Raw genomic sequence first — 15,151 nt, forward strand, 5'->3', positions numbered from 1 at the left:
TTGAGGAGCACGTCATGCTGTCAATCTCGGACCTACACGTCGCCTACGGCCAGAGCGAGGTGCTGCACGGGCTCAACGTCGCGGTGGCGCCGAACGAGATCGTCGCCATCATGGGGCGCAACGGCATGGGCAAGACCACGCTGATGAAGTCGCTGATGGGGATCATCCCGACCAAGAGCGGCTCGGTGGCGATGGAGGGCGCCGAACTCTCGGCGCTGAAGAGCTATGAGCGGGTCGCCAAGGGCCTGGCCTATGTGCCGCAGGGCCGCATGATCTTCTCCAGCATGACGGTGAAGGAAAACATCGAGACCGGGCTGGTCGCCTCCGGCGAGCGCGAGGTGCCGGGCGATATCTACGAGCTGTTTCCGGTGCTGCTGGAGATGAAGGGCCGCCGCGGCGGCAACCTGTCCGGCGGCCAGCAGCAGCAGCTGGCGATCGCCCGCGCGCTCGCCACCAAGCCGAAGGTGCTGCTGCTCGACGAGCCGACCGAGGGCATCCAGCCCTCGATCATCAAGGACATGGCCCGCACGCTGAAGCAGATCCGCGACACCCGCGGGCTGTCGATCATCGTCTCCGAACAGGTGCTGAGCTTCGCGCTCGACGTCGCCGACCGGGTGCTGGTGATCGAGAACGGCGAGATCGTCCGCGACGATCCGCGCGCCGCCGTCGATGCCGATCAGATCTCGAAATATCTGTCCGTCTAACCGCACGACCCGACCGCACGACTAACGTCCAAGTTCAACGACACGGCCACTGGTAACGAAGGGGAGCTCACAATGGTAGATACACTGATCAAGGTCGACCTCACGCAATCGGCCTACGACAACGAGAACATCCACAATCGCTGGCACCCCGACGTTCCGATGGTGGCCTGGGTCAATCCCGGCGACGATTTCATCGTCGAGACCTATGACTGGACCGGCGGCTTCATCAAGAACAATGATTCCGCCGACGACGTCCGCGATATCGACCTGTCGATCGTGCACTTCCTGTCCGGTCCGATCGGCGTCAAGGGCGCCGAGCCAGGCGACCTATTGGTGGTCGACCTCTTGGACGTCGGCCCGATGAAGGACAGCCAATGGGGCTTCAACGGCTTCTTCTCCAAGCAGAATGGCGGCGGCTTTCTCACCGATCACTTCCCGCTGGCGCAGAAGTCGATCTGGGATTTTAAAGGCATGTACACCTCGTCGCGCCACATCCCGGGCGTGAATTTCGCCGGGTTGATCCATCCCGGCCTGATCGGCTGTCTGCCCGATCCGAAATTGCTGGCAACCTGGAACGAGCGCGAACAGGCGCTGATCGACACCAACCCGACCCGCGTGCCCGGCCTCGCCAATCCGCCATTCGGCCCGACCGCCCATATGGGCCGGCTCAAGGGCGAAGCAAAGGAGAAGGCCGCGGCCGAAGGCGCCCGCACCGTGCCGCCGCGCGAACATGGCGGCAATTGCGACATCAAGGATTTGTCACGCGGTTCGAAAGTCTACTTCCCGGTCTATGTGCCGGGCGGCGGGCTGTCGATGGGCGATCTGCACTTTTCGCAGGGCGACGGCGAGATCACCTTCTGCGGCGCCATCGAGATGGCCGGCTGGCTGCACATCAAGGTCGATGTCATCAAGGACGGCGTCAACAAATACGGCATCAAGAATCCGGTGTTCAAGCCGTCGCCGATGACGCCGAACTACAAGGACTTCCTGATCTTCGAGGGCATCTCGGTCGACGAGGCCGGCAAGCAGCATTATCTCGACGTCCACATCGCCTATCGCCAGGCCTGCCTCAACGCCATCGAATATCTGAAGAAGTTCGGCTATTCCGGCGCCCAGGCCTATTCGATCCTCGGCACCGCGCCGTGCCAAGGCCATATCTCCGGCGTCGTCGACGTCCCCAACGCCTGCGCCACGCTGTGGCTGCCGACCGAGATCTTCGATTTCGACATCATGCCGAGCTCGGCCGGCCCGATCAAACACATCAAGGGCGACATCCAGATGCCGCTGTCGCAGGACAAGTAGTCGACGCGTCATTGCGAGCCGAGGGCGGCGCCATGCGCCGCCCGACAGCGAAGCAATCCAGGGGCCACGGTCTCAAACCCTGGATTGCTTCGTCGCTTCGCTCCTCGCAATGACGCGCGAGGGCTTCGTCAAAACTTCGCCGAAATGGAAAATCATCATGCCGGTCTATGAATATCTCTGCGACGCCTGCGGTCCGTTCACCGAGATGCGGCCGATGGCGGAATGCGACGAGCCGAATGACTGCCCGCAATGCGCGGTGTCGGCGCCGCGGGTGATCCTCACCGCGCCGAATTATTTCTGCATGGCGAGCGACAAGCGCAGCGCTCACGCCACCAATGAACGCAGCGCCAACGCGCCGAAGACGGTCGGCGAATACAAGGCCTCGCACGGCCCGGGCTGCGGCTGCTGTTCCTCGGGCAAGCCGTCGCGGCTGCAGAGCCGCAGCAAGAGCGGCGCCAAGGGGTTTCCCACCGCGCGGCCGTGGATGATCAGCCATTAGAGCGTTTTCGAGCGAAGTGGATACCGGTTCGCGTGAAGAAAACGCGTCAAAACAAGAATCTAGAGCTCCGGTTCTGATTCTATCAGAACCGGAATTGCTCTAGCCCGGTGACGGCGATCTGATCGGCTCACCTTAAAGTTCCCGGTTGCAAATTTCGGGGCGCGCGCAGCGAAGGCTGTGCGTGCCCCGGATTCGTTGGCGTCGACAGACCGCAGCTCCATCAGGATTCGACATCGAAAATCGCCGCGATTGGTCCTGCGCCGACCGCCCCGTGTCGCTCGAGGAAGATGTATTATATATCATAATAGCTATTATAGACATCAATGATGGCATTGAAACGTTAATCATTGATATGTACCTCTGGTTTCGGCTATCGATGCGCCAGGCCTGCCGGCACAGCCGCGGTCGATGACATCGCGACGTTGCGGCGACGCGATGCCAGAATTTCGGCACAGATGCCGGCCTGTCGGCGCCCGAAGCCGGCCAGGCGAATGTTCGGGATCGATGTGATGCAGTCAGGGCGAGGGTGATGGCGGCGGTCGCGGTGCAGCTTTGGTGCGTCGCCGCGCTGCTCGGCTTGGCGGTCTTGGCGATCCTGGCCATCGCGCTCGGCCGCTCCCGCGAGCTTGCCACGGCGGCGACCTATGGCGCCACGATGGCGGCCTGCGCCGTCGCGCTGCTCGGCGCCGGGGCCTTTCTGCTCGCACATCCCTCCGGCTCATCCGAGCTGACCCTGCCGGTCGGGCTGCCCTGGCTCGGCGCGCATTTCCGGCTCGATGCGCTGGCCTCGTTCTTTCTGGTGGTGGTCAATCTCGGCGGCGCGATGGCGAGCCTCTATGGCCTCGGCTATGGCCGCCACGAATCCGCGCCGCAGCGGGTGCTGCCGTTCTTTCCGGCGTTTCTCGCCGCGATGAATCTGGTGGTGCTGGCCGCCGACGCTTTCTCGTTTCTGTTGTGCTGGGAATTCATGTCGCTGGTGTCGTGGGCGCTGGTGATGACCCATCATCGCGTGCCCGGCAACGCCAAGGCGGGCTACGTCTATCTGGTGATGGCGAGCTTCGGGACGATGGCGCTGCTGCTGGCGTTCGGCTTCCTGGCCGGCCCCGCCGGCGATTATGGCTTCGCGGCGATCCGCGCCGCCCAACATACGCCGGCCGCCGCGACGCTGGTGCTGATCCTGATGCTGCTCGGCGCCGGCTCCAAGGCCGGCCTGGTGCCGCTGCATGTCTGGCTGCCGCTGGCGCATCCGGCCGCGCCCAGCCATGTCTCGGCGCTGATGAGCGGGGTGATGACCAAGGTGGCGGTCTACGGTTTCATCCGCGTGGTGTTCGATCTGCTCGGGCCGCCGATCTGGAGCAGCAGCGGCATCGTGCTGGTGCTGGGCGGCGTCAGCGCGGTGATGGGGATTCTCTATGCGCTGATGGAGAAGGATCTGAAGCGGCTCTTGGCCTATTCGACGATCGAGAATGTCGGCATCATCTTTGTCAGCCTCGGCCTGTCGCTGGCGTTCCAGGCCAATGGCATGGCGCTGCCGGCGGCGCTGGCCTTCACCGCGGCGCTGTTCCACGTGCTCAACCATTCCTTCTTCAAGACGCTGTTGTTCTTCGGCGCCGGCGCGGTGTTGACCGCGACCGGCGAGCGCAACATGGACCGGCTCGGCGGCCTCATTCACCGCATGCCGGTGACCAGCGTCGTGTTCCTGGTCGGCTGCGTGGCGATCTCGGCGCTGCCGCCATTCAACGGCTTCGTCTCGGAATGGCTGATCTTCCAGGCGGTGCTGCAATCGCCCAGCCTGCCGCAATGGGGCCTCAAGATCATGGTGCCGGCGGTCGGCGCCCTGATGGCGCTGGCCGCTGCATTGGCGGCGGCGTGTTTCGTCAAGGCCTATGGGGTCAGCTTTCTCAGCCGGCCGCGCAGCGTCGCCGCCGAAACAGCCCATGAGGTCGATCGCTTCTCGCTGGCCGCGATGGCGATCCTGGCCACTTTGTGCCTGCTCGCCGGCATTCTGCCCGGCGTGGTGATCGACGCGCTGTCGCCGATCGCCGTGGAGATGCTCGGCCATCGGCTGGCGCCGCAAGCCGGCATCGCCTGGCTGTCGATCGTGCCGCTCGCTGAGCCCAAGGGCTCTTATAACGGCCTGTTGGTGCTGGTGTTCATCGCGATCTCGACGTCGGCGCTGTTCGGCGCGATCTATCTTTACGCCTCGCGCGCGGTGCGTCGCGTGCCGGCCTGGGGCTGCGGCTTTGTCGATCCGGCGCCGCTGGCGCAATATTCGGCCGCCGGCTTCGCTCAGCCGATCCGCCGGGTGTTCGGCACGCTGCTGTTTCGCGCCGCCGATCACGTCACCATGCCGGCGCCCGGCGATGGCGCGCCGGCGCGGTTGCGGATCGAGCTGCACGATCTGGCCTGGGAGCGGATCTATCGGCCGCTGGTCGGCGCCGTCGGCTACACCGCCAACCGGCTCAATCAGATGCAATTGCTGACGATCCGCGGCTATCTCAGCCTGGTGTTCGCCACTTTGGTCACGCTGCTGCTGGTGCTCGCGATATGGTCGTGATCTCCGACATATTGGTCCAGGGCATGCAGATGCTGCTGGTGTTCGTGCTGGCGCCGCTGCTCACCGGCTTCATCCGCAAGGTCAAGGCGCGGCTGCTGCGCCGTCGCGGCCCATCGGTGCTGCAGCCCTATCGCGATCTGTTGCGGCTGCTGCGCAAGGAAGTGGTGCTGGCCGACAACGCCTCCTGGCTGTTCCGCGCCACGCCCTATGTCACCTTCGCGGCGATCTGGGTCGCGGCCGCTTTGGTGCCGACCTTCGCCACTGGGCTATTGTTCAACTGGGCCGCGGATCTGATCGTGATCGTGGCGCTGCTCGGCACCGCGCGGTTCTTCCTCGCTCTGGCCGGGATGGATGTCGGCACCTCGTTCGGCGGTATCGGCGCCAGCCGCGAGGTGATGATCGCAGCCCTGGCCGAGCCGGCGATGCTGCTGATCGTGTTCTGCGTCGCCCTGGTGGCGGGCTCGACGGAGCTTTCCACCGTCGCCAATTTCATCGCCTCGTCGCAGACCGGGCTGCGGGTCTCGCTCGGCATGGCGATGATCGCGCTGGTGATCGTGGCGTTGGCCGAGAACGCCCGGATCCCGGTCGACAACCCCTCGACGCATCTCGAATTGACCATGGTGCACGAGGCGATGATCCTGGAATATTCCGGCCGCCATTTGGCGATGATCGAGTTCGGCGCCTTCCTCAAATTGCTGCTCTATGTCTCGCTGATCGTCTGCCTGTTCTTCCCCTGGGGGATCGCGATCTTCGGTGCCGGGCCGCTGGCCTATGTGGCCGGCGCCGCAATCTATGTGCTCAAGGTCGGCTTCGCCGGCTTCCTGCTGGCGCTGTTTGAGACTGCCACCGCCAAGATGCGGGTGTTCCGGGTGCCGCAATTCCTCGGCGCGGCGCTGATGCTGGGCCTGCTCGGCACGCTGCTGCTATTCGTATCGACGAGCCTGTGATGCACAATCTCAATTTCGATATCTCGCATTCACTCGCCGGCGGCCTGGTGCTGATCAGCTTCATGATGCTGTATCAGGACCGGCTGTATTCGCTGCTCAACGTGTTCGCGCTGCACGCGCTGACGCTGTCGCTGGCGGTGGCCTGGCAGGCCTATATCCAGAATGCGCCGCATCTCTACGTCACCGCGGCGATCGCGCTGGTGTTCAAGGCGATCATCATCCCGGTGGCGCTGCATCGCATCATCAAACAGCTCGGCATTCACCGTGACATCGAGACCGCGGTCGGGATCGGCCCGACCATGCTGGCCGGGATGGGCCTGGTCGCGCTGTCGCTGGCGCTGATGCTGCGGGTCACCGCCGAGGCCGACGCGCTGGCGCGCGAGGATCTCGCCTTCGCGCTGTCGGTGGTGCTGCTCGGCCTGCTGGTGATGGTGACGCGGCGCAACGCGGTCAGCCAGGTGGTCGGCTTCATGGCGCTGGAAAACGGGTTGGTGCTGGCCGCGACTGGCGCCAAGGGCATGCCGCTGGTGGTCGAGATCAGCGTCGCCTTCTCGATCCTGATCGCCTTCATCGTGATCGGCATCTTCCTGTTCCGGATCCGCGAACGCTTCGACTCGGTCGATGTCGGCGCGCTCGACGATTCGCGCGGGGAGCGGCGATGACGCTTTCGGCCTTCAATCCGGTGGCCGGCGTGCTGCTGATCCCGATCGTCGCCGCGGCGCTGCTGGCGCTGCTGCCCGGCTATCGGCTGACCGCGCGGCTCAACGTCGTCGCCAGCCTGCTGACTTTCCTGTCCGCGGGCGCGCTGCTGCTGATTCCGCGCGCCGCGCCGGGACCCTATGTGCTCGTCGACGACCTCAACATCGTGTTCATCGTGTTGAATTCCTTCGTCGGCTTCACCACCAGCGTGTTCAGCGCCAGCTATATCGCCCATGAGCTCGAGACCGGGCGGCTGACCCCGGCCTATCTGCGGTTCTACCACGCGATGTACCAGATCATGATGTTCGGCATGAATCTCGCGTTCATGTCCAACAATATCGGCCTGATGTGGGTGGCGGTCGAATTGGCGACGCTGAGCACGGTGCTGATGGTCGGCATCTACCGCACCGAAGCCGCGCTGGAGGCGGCGTGGAAATATTTCATTCTCGGCAGCGTCGGCATCGCCTTTGCGCTGTTCGGCACCATCCTGGTCTATATGGCGGCGCTGCCGGTGATGGGCGAGGGGCCGGACGCGATGGTCTGGACCCTGCTGATGCAGCACGCCGCGCGGTTCGACCCGGCGCTGCTCAACGTCGCCTTCGTGTTCCTGCTGCTCGGCTACGGCACCAAGGTCGGGCTGGCGCCGCTGCACGCCTGGCTGCCCGACGCCCATGCCGAAGGTCCGACGCCGATCTCGGCGGTGTTGTCGGGGCTGTTGCTGAATGTGGCGCTGTACGCGCTGCTACGCTTCAAGATGATGCTCACCATCAATCCCGAGGCGATCGAGCCGGGCTCGCTGATGGTGATCATGGGGCTGGCGTCGCTATTGTTCGCGGCGTTCATGCTGTACCGGCGGCGCGACATCAAGCGGCTGTTCGCCTATTCGTCGATCGAGCACATGGGCATCATCGTGTTCGCCTTCGGGATGGGCGGGCCGCTGGCGAATTTCGCCGGACTCCTGCACATGGTGATGCACAGCCTGACCAAATCGGCGATCTTCTTTGCGGTCGGCCACATCGCCCAGGTCAAGGGCACGCAGTCGATCGCCAGGATCCGCGGCCTCACCGAGACCCACCCGGCGTTGGGCTGGGGGCTGGTGGTCGGCGTGGTGGCGATCGCGGGCCTGCCGCCGCTCGGCATTTTCATGAGCGAATTTTTGTTGGTCAGTTCGACCTTCGCGCGGCAGCCTTGGCTGGCGCTGGCGCTGGTGTTCGGCCTGCTGGTCGCCTTCGGCGCCCTGACGCTGCGGCTGACCGGCGTTGCCTTCGGCGAGCCGCGCGGCAGCCGCGCGCCGGTCGAGGCGTCCTATGTGCCGATGTTCGCCCATCTGGCGCTGGTGCTGATCGCCGGAGTCTATCTGCCGACGCCGATCGTGCTCTGGTTCCAGCATGTCGCCAAACTTCTTGGATAGAGCTTCTTGGCTAGAGAGAGAACAAACGCCCGATGCCGTCGCTGATCGATCTCAACCTGGAAGGCCAGCAGGTGCAGCGGCATCGGCCGTGGCCGCGCACCGTGATCGATTCCGCGGTGTGGGGCTTTGCCACGCGGCAATTGGCCGAGCGGCGCTGGAGCCTGCTGTCGCTGTGGGGCGAGCCCGCGATGGTGCATATGGCGCTGTTCGATTCGCGCAGCGCCGAGATCGGCGTGGTCAGCCTCGAATGCCCAGATAAGCATTTTCCGTCGGTGGCGGCCCATCACCCGCCGGCGCAGCGGCTGGAGCGCAGCATCCAGGATCTGTTCGGGCTGGTCGCCGATGGCGCGACCGACTCCAGGCCATGGCTCGATCACGGCCAATGGGGCGTGCGCGCGCCGCAAGGCGAGGCGGTGGCGATCACCGCGCCGGAGCCGCCATACCCGTTTCTGAAGGTGGAAGGCGAGGGCGTGCATCAGGCCGCGGTCGGTCCGGTCCATGCCGGCATCATCGAGCCCGGGCATTTCCGTTTCTCGGTCAGCGGCGAGACCGTGGTCCGGCTCGAGCAGCGGCTCGGCTACGTCCACAAGGGCACCGAGGCGCTGATGATCGGCGCCGATCCGATCCGCGCCGCGCGGCTCGCCGGCCGGGTGTCGGGGGACAGCACCGTGGCCTATGGGTTTGCCTTCGCGCGCGCCGTGGAGGCGGCGAGCGATCTGGCGGTGCCGCCACGCGCGGTCTGGCTGCGCGCCCTCTGCGCCGAGCTGGAGCGCCTCGCCAATCACCTCGGCGACATCGGCGGGATCTGCAACGACGCCGCCTTCGCGCTGCTGCTGGCGCATTTCGGCGCCTTGCGCGAAATCGTGCTGCGCGCCGCCGCCACAGCCTTCGGCCATCGCCTGATGCGCGACGTGATCGTGCCCGGCGGCATCGCCCGCGACATCGACGACGCCGGCAAGGCGGCGATCCGCGCCGCGCTGGCCACCATCCGCCGGCAATTTCCCGAATTGGTCGAACTCTACGACGACACCGCCTCGTTGCAGGATCGCACCGTCTCGACCGGCGTTCTCAAGCCGGAGCTGGCCGCGCAATATTGCGCCGGCGGCTTTGTCGGCCGCGCCTCCGGCCGCGGCTTCGACACCAGGCGAACCCTGGCCTATCCGCCCTATCAGGATCTGCGCTTCGAGGTGCCGGTGCTACAGCAGGGCGACGTCAATGCCAGGATCTGGATCCGGATCCGCGAGGTCGAGCAGAGCCTGTCGCTGATCGATCAGATCCTCGATCAATTGCCGCGCGGCCCGTTGCTGGCGCCGCTGCCGGTACAGGGGCAGGGCGAGGGCGTGGCGTTGGTCGAGGGTTTTCGCGGCGACGTGCTGGTCTGGCTGCGGCTGCGCGACGGCGTGATCGCGCGCTGCCATCTGCGCGATCCGTCGTGGTTTCAATGGCCGCTGCTGGAAGCTGCGATCGAAGGCAACATCGTCGCCGACTTTCCGCTCTGCAACAAATCCTTCAACTGCTCCTATTCGGGCGTGGATCTATGAAGCGAACTGTCGCAATGAAACCAAACGCCCGAGCCTTGCTTCACCTCTCCCATCGGGAGAGGTCGGATGGCGAAGCCATCCGGGTGAGGGGTTTTGGACCAACGAGACGGCGTACCCCCTCACCCCGACCCTCTCCCCATGGGAGAGGGAGCGCGCTTCCGATGACGCCCTGCTTCGACCCATTCGAACGATCCGGACGATAAGATGCGCAAGCTGTTGTTCAAAAGCCTGTTCCGCGCGCCGCTCAGCGAAGCCGCGCCGACCTTGGCCGACGCCGAAGTGCAAGAGTTGGCGACGCGGGTCGGCGGCGCGGCGCGGCGGCGCCTCGGCCGCAGCCTGGCGATCCGCGAGGTCGATGCCGGCTCCTGTAATGGCTGCGAGCTGGAAATCCACGCGTTGAGCAATCCCTATTACGACGTCGAACGCTTCGGCATCCGCTTCGTCGCCTCGCCGCGCCACGCCGACGTGCTGCTGGTGACCGGGCCGGTGACGAAGAACATGCGCGAGGCGTTGCTACGCACTTACGAGGCGGTGCCCGGACCGAAATGGGTGGTCGCGCTCGGCGATTGCGCCCTTGACGGCGGCTGCTTCAAGGACAGCTACGCGGTGGCGGGCGGCGTCTCGGCGGTGCTTCCGGTCGACCTGCACATCCCCGGCTGTCCGCCGCCGCCGCTCGACATCCTGCGCGGCCTGCTGGCCCTGCTCGACCGCGTCGCCGTCGGCACGGCCCGAGCGCCGGGCTGAAAAAGCTGTCCGACAGAACATGCGGGGCCAGGCGCATCGCGTCCCGGGCGCGGTGCAGCGCACCCGGGTCCGCGCTTCGCGCGGCCCGAGTACAGGCTCCGCGCTGCTCCGCAGAACCGGGACCCGGCTTTGGAGCGCCCAAACCGGGGCCCCGGCTCTGCAGCGCACCAGGCCGCAACGCGGCGCGTTGCGCTGCGTCCGGGGCACGCGGCGCATAGGTGGCTCAGATCCGGCGTTTCGGCAGATCGATTCTTGCGTCAACGAATTCCGGCGGGCCCTCGATCAGGCGGGCGATGCGGCGGTGACGTTCGTCGGAGGGGGCATCGGGGCCGATCAGCGCGCCGATCTGGGTGGCGGCCAATTCGATGGCGCGGTCGGTCCGCGCGGACCTGGCGGGCGACATTGCGGGGTCGACGGTTAGTCCCAACCGGATCAGCCGGCCGATCGCCTGCGCGCGCGTGATCATGTAGCGGGTTGCCCACGCGTCGAGCGCCTGCAGTGTCGCGTCGTCCAGCAATGCCGAGATCGCTCCGGCCTGCGGATGATCCAACACTTCGCGCGATGGCTCCGACGGATTGCTCATGTATCAGCACTATCGCAAAAACCCAACGTGCGAAAGTCCAACTTCGATTCCGCGGCGCGCGCGGCCGGCGTCGCGGCGCGCTTTGGCCGACTGATCGCAGCCCGAACTAATCGGATCCTTGCGCCCGATACCGTTCGCTTTGCGCCCGTCGCCGAGCGTCGTGAGCCGCCGCCGATGGCTTGGCCGCCCCGCCGGCGCTGCCGCGATGCGCCTACTCCTTCGCCCGCCACGGGCTGCGCCGCAGGCAGAACCGGAAATCGGTAAGCATATCCAAGGAGAATCTTATTGTGCTTCGGGGCTTAGTCAATTTTTAAGTCGGCCGGCGTAGGTTGCTATGGTGAGTTCAGTGGTTGAGAGTTTGTGAGTACGCCATGACAGAGCCCCATCGCCCGAGGGTAAAATATGTCATCGGGCCTGACGGTAGTCCGTTAACGATTGCGGATCTTCCGGCACCCGGGACAAAACGGTGGGTTATCCGCCGTAAGGCAGAAGTCGTCGCAGCGGTTCGCGGCGGACTTCTTTCCCTCGAGGAAGCTTGCAGCCGCTATACGCTGACCGTGGACGAGTTTCTGTCCTGGCAGTTTTCGATCGACCAGCATGGTCTTGCCGGCCTGCGCACCACCCGAATCCAGCAATACCGGCAATAGCACCCTTCAAAATCGTTAACACTTTGCAGAAAGCCGTACTCTTTTTGAGAGTGCGGCTTTCAGCATAATGGAACTTATTTACCTCCGTTAAGGAACGTTAACCTTATCGAAACCATCCCATAGGCAAGATTTGCCTAGTCGGCTCGTCATGCCGAATCCGAGGGGCTGGTCCGTTGCAGAGTTTGGTGAGCTTTCTGAAAGGCTTGGGCGCGGCCCGCCTGATGGCCATGATCGCCGTCACAGCTGCGCTGATCGGATTCTTCGCCTTTGTCATCATGCGCGTCACCACGCCGCAGATGACCACCCTCTTCACCGATCTCAGCATGGAGGATTCCTCCAGCATTATGAAAGACTTGGAACGCCAAGGCATTCCTTACGAATTGAAGAACGACGGTGCCATCATCATGGTGCCGAAGGACAAGGTGACGCGGCTGCGGATGAAGCTGGCCGAGGGCGGGCTGCCCAAGGGCGGCGGCGTCGGTTACGAGATCTTCGACAAGTCCGATGCGCTCGGCACCACCAGCTTCGTCCAGAACATCAACCATCTGCGCGCGCTCGAGGGCGAGCTGGCGCGCACCATCCGGGCGATCGACCGGATCCAGGCCGCCCGCGTCCATCTGGTGCTGCCGGAGCGGCCGCTGTTTTCGCGGGAAACGCCGGAGCCGTCGGCCTCGATCGTGCTGCGGGTGCGCGGCCAGCTGGAGCCGCAGCAGGTCCGCGCCATCCGCCATCTGGTGTCGTCCGCTGTTAACGGCTTGAAGCCGCAGCGGGTCTCGATCGTCGACGAGTCCGGGCAATTGCTCGCCGACGGCGCCGCCGGCGATCCGGCGACCGAGGGCGCCACCAGCGACGAACGCCGCGTCGGCCTGGAAAAGCGAATGCGCAGCCAGGTCGAGGCGATCGTCTCCTCGGTGGTCGGCGCCGGCCGGGCCCGGGTCCAGCTCACCGCCGATTTCGATTATAACAAAGTGACGCAGACCTCCGACACCTTTGACCCCGAAGGCCGGGTGCTGCGCTCCAGCCAGTCGCGCGAAGAGAGCTCGGTGACCGCCGGGCCGCCGGACGGCCAGGTCACCGTCAACAACGAGCTTCCCGGCAATCAGGGCCAGGGCGCCACCGCGACGGCGCGCGACCAGAGCAAGAAGACCGAGGAAACCAACAATTACGAGATTTCCCACACCACCAAGGTCGAGGTGACCGAAGCCGGCCGGATCAAGCGGGTCTCGGTCGCGGTGCTGGTCGACGGCATCTACACCAAGAACGAAAAGGGCGAGATGGTCTATTCCGAACGCACCAAGGACCAGCTCGACCGCATCGCGGCGCTGGTGCGTTCGGCGATCGGCTTCGACCAGAAGCGCGGCGACCAGGTCGAGGTCGTCAATCTGAAATTTGCCGAGGCCCCCGCGGTGATCCCGCTCGCCGAACCCAGCGGCCTGCTCGGCATGCTGCAATTCACAAAGGACGACGTGATGTATGTCATCGAACTCGGGGTGATGATGCTGCTCGGCCTGATGGTGATGTTCATGGTGATCCGGCCGCTGGTGCGGCGCATCCTGGCCTCCGAACCAACCCCCGAAGTGTCCAGCATCCCGGCGCTCGCCGACGGCAGCGCGCCGCAGATCGGCGCCGACGGCCAATTGGTGGCGCCGGGCGCCAATATGATCGACATCGCCCAGGTCCAAGGCCAGGTGCACGCCCAGTCGGTGCACCGGGTCGGCGAGCTGGCCGAGCGCAACCCCAATGAAACCGCCGCCATTGTTCGTCAATGGCTGACGGAGCCGGCGTAATGGCAGTTCCCCAGACCACAGGCGACAACACCAACGACATCGCCAGCGTTGTCGCCACGCTGGCGCAGCGCCAGGGCGGCCGTGCGCCGTCGAAGCCGATCTCCGGCCCCAAGCGCGCCGCGATCCTGATGCTGGCGCTCGGCGAGCAATATGGCGGCAAGGTCTGGAGCCTGCTCGACGACGACGAAGTGCGCGAATTGTCGGTGGTGATGTCGTCGCTCGGCACGATCGAGCCCGAGGTGGTCGAAGATCTGTTGCTGGAATTCGTCTCGCGGATGTCGGCGTCGGGCGCGCTGATGGGCACCTTCGACGCCACCGAACGGCTGCTGCAGAAATATCTGCCGAGCGACCGCGTCAGCGGCATCATGGAAGAGATCCGCGGCCCGGCCGGCCGCAACATGTGGGAGAAGCTCTCCAACGTCCAGGAAGAGGTGTTGGCGAACTACCTCAAGAACGAATATCCGCAGACCACCGCGGTGGTGCTGTCGAAGCTGAAATCCGAACACGCCGCCAGGGTGCTGGCGATTCTGCCGGAAGACATGGCGCTCGACGTCATCGGCCGGATGCTGAAAATGGAAGCGGTGCAGAAGGACGTGATCGAGAGCGTGGAAAAGACCCTGCGCTCCGAATTCATGTCCAACTTGTCGCAGACCAGGCGGCGCGACGCCCATGAGGTGATGGCCGAGATCTTCAACAATTTCGACCGCCAGACCGAGACCCGGTTCATCACCTCGCTGGAAGAGGACAACCGCGAGGCGGCCGAGCGCATCAAGGCGCTGATGTTCACCTTCGACGATCTGGTCAAGCTCGACGCCGGCTCGGCGCAGACCCTGATGCGCAATGTCGACAAGGACAAGCTCGGCATCGCGCTGAAGAGCGCCAATGAGGACGTCCGCGCGTTCTTCCTCGGCAATATGAGTTCGCGTGCCGGCAAGATGCTGCTCGACGACATGGCCGCGCTCGGTCCGGTGCGGCTGCGCGACGTCGACGAAGCCCAGGCGCTGCTGGTCAACCTGGCCAAGGACCTCGCCGCAAAGGGAGAAATCGTGCTGACCAAGAACCGCGCCGACGACGAGCTGGTGTACTGATGGCCGCGCCCGCCAAATTTCTGTTCGATCTGGATTTCGGCGTGCCGGACAAGGCTCGCGAAAAGCCCGCGACGCCTGCCGAGATCGCCGAAAAGGTCGCGGCCGCGGAGGCGCGCGGCCATCGCGCCGGCTTCGAGGCTGCCCAGCGCGAGGCCAAGGCGGAAAGCGACCGCCGCATGGCGGCGGCGCTGGAGCAGATCGGCGCCTCGATCGGCACCATCGCGCAGGGCGTGTCCGCCGTCGAAAGCCGGATGGAGACCGAGGCCGTCGACGTCGCGGTCGCGGTGGCGCGCAAGCTGTGCGCCGAACTGATCGCCGCCGAGCCGCTGGTCGAGGTCACCACGCTGGTCGCCGAGTGTTTCCAGCATCTGGTGTCGACGCCGCATCTGGTGGTGCGGATCAACAATGAATTGCTTGAAGCCGCCCGGGAGCGGATCGAGCGGCTGGCCAAGCAGAGCGGCTTCGAGGGCCGCCTGGTGCTGCTGGCGGAGCCCGAGATTCCGGCCGGCGATTGCAAGATCGAATGGGCGGACGGCGGCGTGCTGCGCGAGCGCGCGACGATCGACGCGAAAATCGACGAATTGGTGGGGAGCTACATGGCGTCCCGCGCCTCAGCCGGCCAGCCACGGCCTTAAGGAACGA

At 65.2% G+C, this 15,151-nt stretch carries 14 protein-coding genes; 13 read left to right on the forward strand and 1 reads right to left on the reverse strand.

The genetic code is table 11. The features are described from left to right. Window positions 1-14: 14 nt before the first annotated feature. From urtE to RBJ75_RS26000, 9 genes are all read left to right on the forward strand, one after another. Window positions 15-704, forward strand: a complete 690-nt coding sequence (gene urtE / locus RBJ75_RS25960; RefSeq protein WP_044405256.1) for an urea ABC transporter ATP-binding subunit UrtE — start codon at window positions 15-17, stop codon at window positions 702-704. Window positions 705-776: 72 nt separating this feature from the next. Continuing rightward, a complete protein-coding gene (fmdA, locus tag RBJ75_RS25965; RefSeq protein ID WP_044405259.1) occupies window positions 777-2,006 on the forward strand; it encodes a formamidase in 1,230 nt (409 codons plus the stop codon). Window positions 2,007-2,163: 157 nt separating this feature from the next. After that, window positions 2,164-2,505 carry an FmdB family zinc ribbon protein gene (locus RBJ75_RS25970; protein ID WP_044405262.1) on the forward strand — a complete coding sequence of 114 codons (342 nt, stop codon included), beginning with the start codon at window positions 2,164-2,166 and terminating at the stop codon, window positions 2,503-2,505. Between the two features lie 529 nt (window positions 2,506-3,034). Continuing rightward, the gene (gene hyfB, locus RBJ75_RS25975; protein WP_044416641.1) at window positions 3,035-5,062 is read left to right on the forward strand and encodes a hydrogenase 4 subunit B; all 2,028 of its coding nucleotides are present in this window, start codon (window positions 3,035-3,037) and stop codon (window positions 5,060-5,062) included. Further along, the gene (locus tag RBJ75_RS25980) at window positions 5,053-6,009 is read left to right on the forward strand and encodes a respiratory chain complex I subunit 1 family protein (protein ID WP_276156323.1); all 957 of its coding nucleotides are present in this window, start codon (window positions 5,053-5,055) and stop codon (window positions 6,007-6,009) included. The genes hyfB and RBJ75_RS25980 overlap by 10 nt, the downstream gene beginning before the upstream one ends. Beyond that, complete coding sequence (locus RBJ75_RS25985; RefSeq protein WP_044410759.1) at window positions 6,009-6,671, forward strand: hydrogenase-4 component E; 663 nt, start codon at window positions 6,009-6,011, stop codon at window positions 6,669-6,671. Before RBJ75_RS25980 ends, RBJ75_RS25985 begins: the two co-directional genes overlap by 1 nt. Next, entirely contained in the window at window positions 6,668-8,119 is a 1,452-nt protein-coding gene (locus RBJ75_RS25990; protein ID WP_276156324.1) for a hydrogenase 4 subunit F, read from the forward strand. Before RBJ75_RS25985 ends, RBJ75_RS25990 begins: the two co-directional genes overlap by 4 nt. Window positions 8,120-8,151: 32 nt before the next feature. Further along, a complete protein-coding gene (locus RBJ75_RS25995) occupies window positions 8,152-9,660 on the forward strand; it encodes an NADH-quinone oxidoreductase subunit C (protein ID WP_044418247.1) in 1,509 nt (502 codons plus the stop codon). 204 nt (window positions 9,661-9,864) lie between these two features. Continuing rightward, the gene (locus RBJ75_RS26000; protein WP_044418249.1) at window positions 9,865-10,404 is read left to right on the forward strand and encodes an NADH-quinone oxidoreductase subunit B family protein; all 540 of its coding nucleotides are present in this window, start codon (window positions 9,865-9,867) and stop codon (window positions 10,402-10,404) included. A gap of 223 nt (window positions 10,405-10,627) precedes the next feature. On the opposite strand, the gene RBJ75_RS26005 is transcribed toward RBJ75_RS26000, so the two are convergent. Beyond that, complete coding sequence (locus tag RBJ75_RS26005; protein ID WP_152647710.1) at window positions 10,628-10,921, reverse strand: hypothetical protein; 294 nt, start codon at window positions 10,919-10,921, stop codon at window positions 10,628-10,630. A 437-nt stretch (window positions 10,922-11,358) separates the two neighbouring features. On the opposite strand from RBJ75_RS26005, the gene RBJ75_RS26010 reads away from it, so the two are divergent. The 4 genes from RBJ75_RS26010 (at window position 11,359) to RBJ75_RS26025 (ending at window position 15,144) form a co-directional block, all read left to right on the forward strand. Continuing rightward, complete coding sequence (locus RBJ75_RS26010) at window positions 11,359-11,634, forward strand: DUF1153 domain-containing protein (protein ID WP_002714638.1); 276 nt, start codon at window positions 11,359-11,361, stop codon at window positions 11,632-11,634. A 173-nt stretch (window positions 11,635-11,807) separates the two neighbouring features. After that, window positions 11,808-13,421: a flagellar basal-body MS-ring/collar protein FliF gene (fliF, locus tag RBJ75_RS26015; RefSeq protein WP_044410934.1), complete on the forward strand. Its 1,614-nt coding sequence runs from the start codon at window positions 11,808-11,810 to the stop codon at window positions 13,419-13,421. Continuing rightward, window positions 13,421-14,509, forward strand: a complete 1,089-nt coding sequence (fliG, locus tag RBJ75_RS26020) for a flagellar motor switch protein FliG (protein ID WP_044410927.1) — start codon at window positions 13,421-13,423, stop codon at window positions 14,507-14,509. Before fliF ends, fliG begins: the two co-directional genes overlap by 1 nt. Then, window positions 14,509-15,144: a FliH/SctL family protein gene (locus RBJ75_RS26025; RefSeq protein ID WP_044410924.1), complete on the forward strand. Its 636-nt coding sequence runs from the start codon at window positions 14,509-14,511 to the stop codon at window positions 15,142-15,144. Before fliG ends, RBJ75_RS26025 begins: the two co-directional genes overlap by 1 nt. The last annotated feature ends 7 nt before the right edge of the window (window positions 15,145-15,151 follow it).

This window comes from Rhodopseudomonas sp. BAL398, from assembly GCF_033001325.1.
Taxonomy (GTDB): domain Bacteria; phylum Pseudomonadota; class Alphaproteobacteria; order Rhizobiales; family Xanthobacteraceae; genus JARJEH01.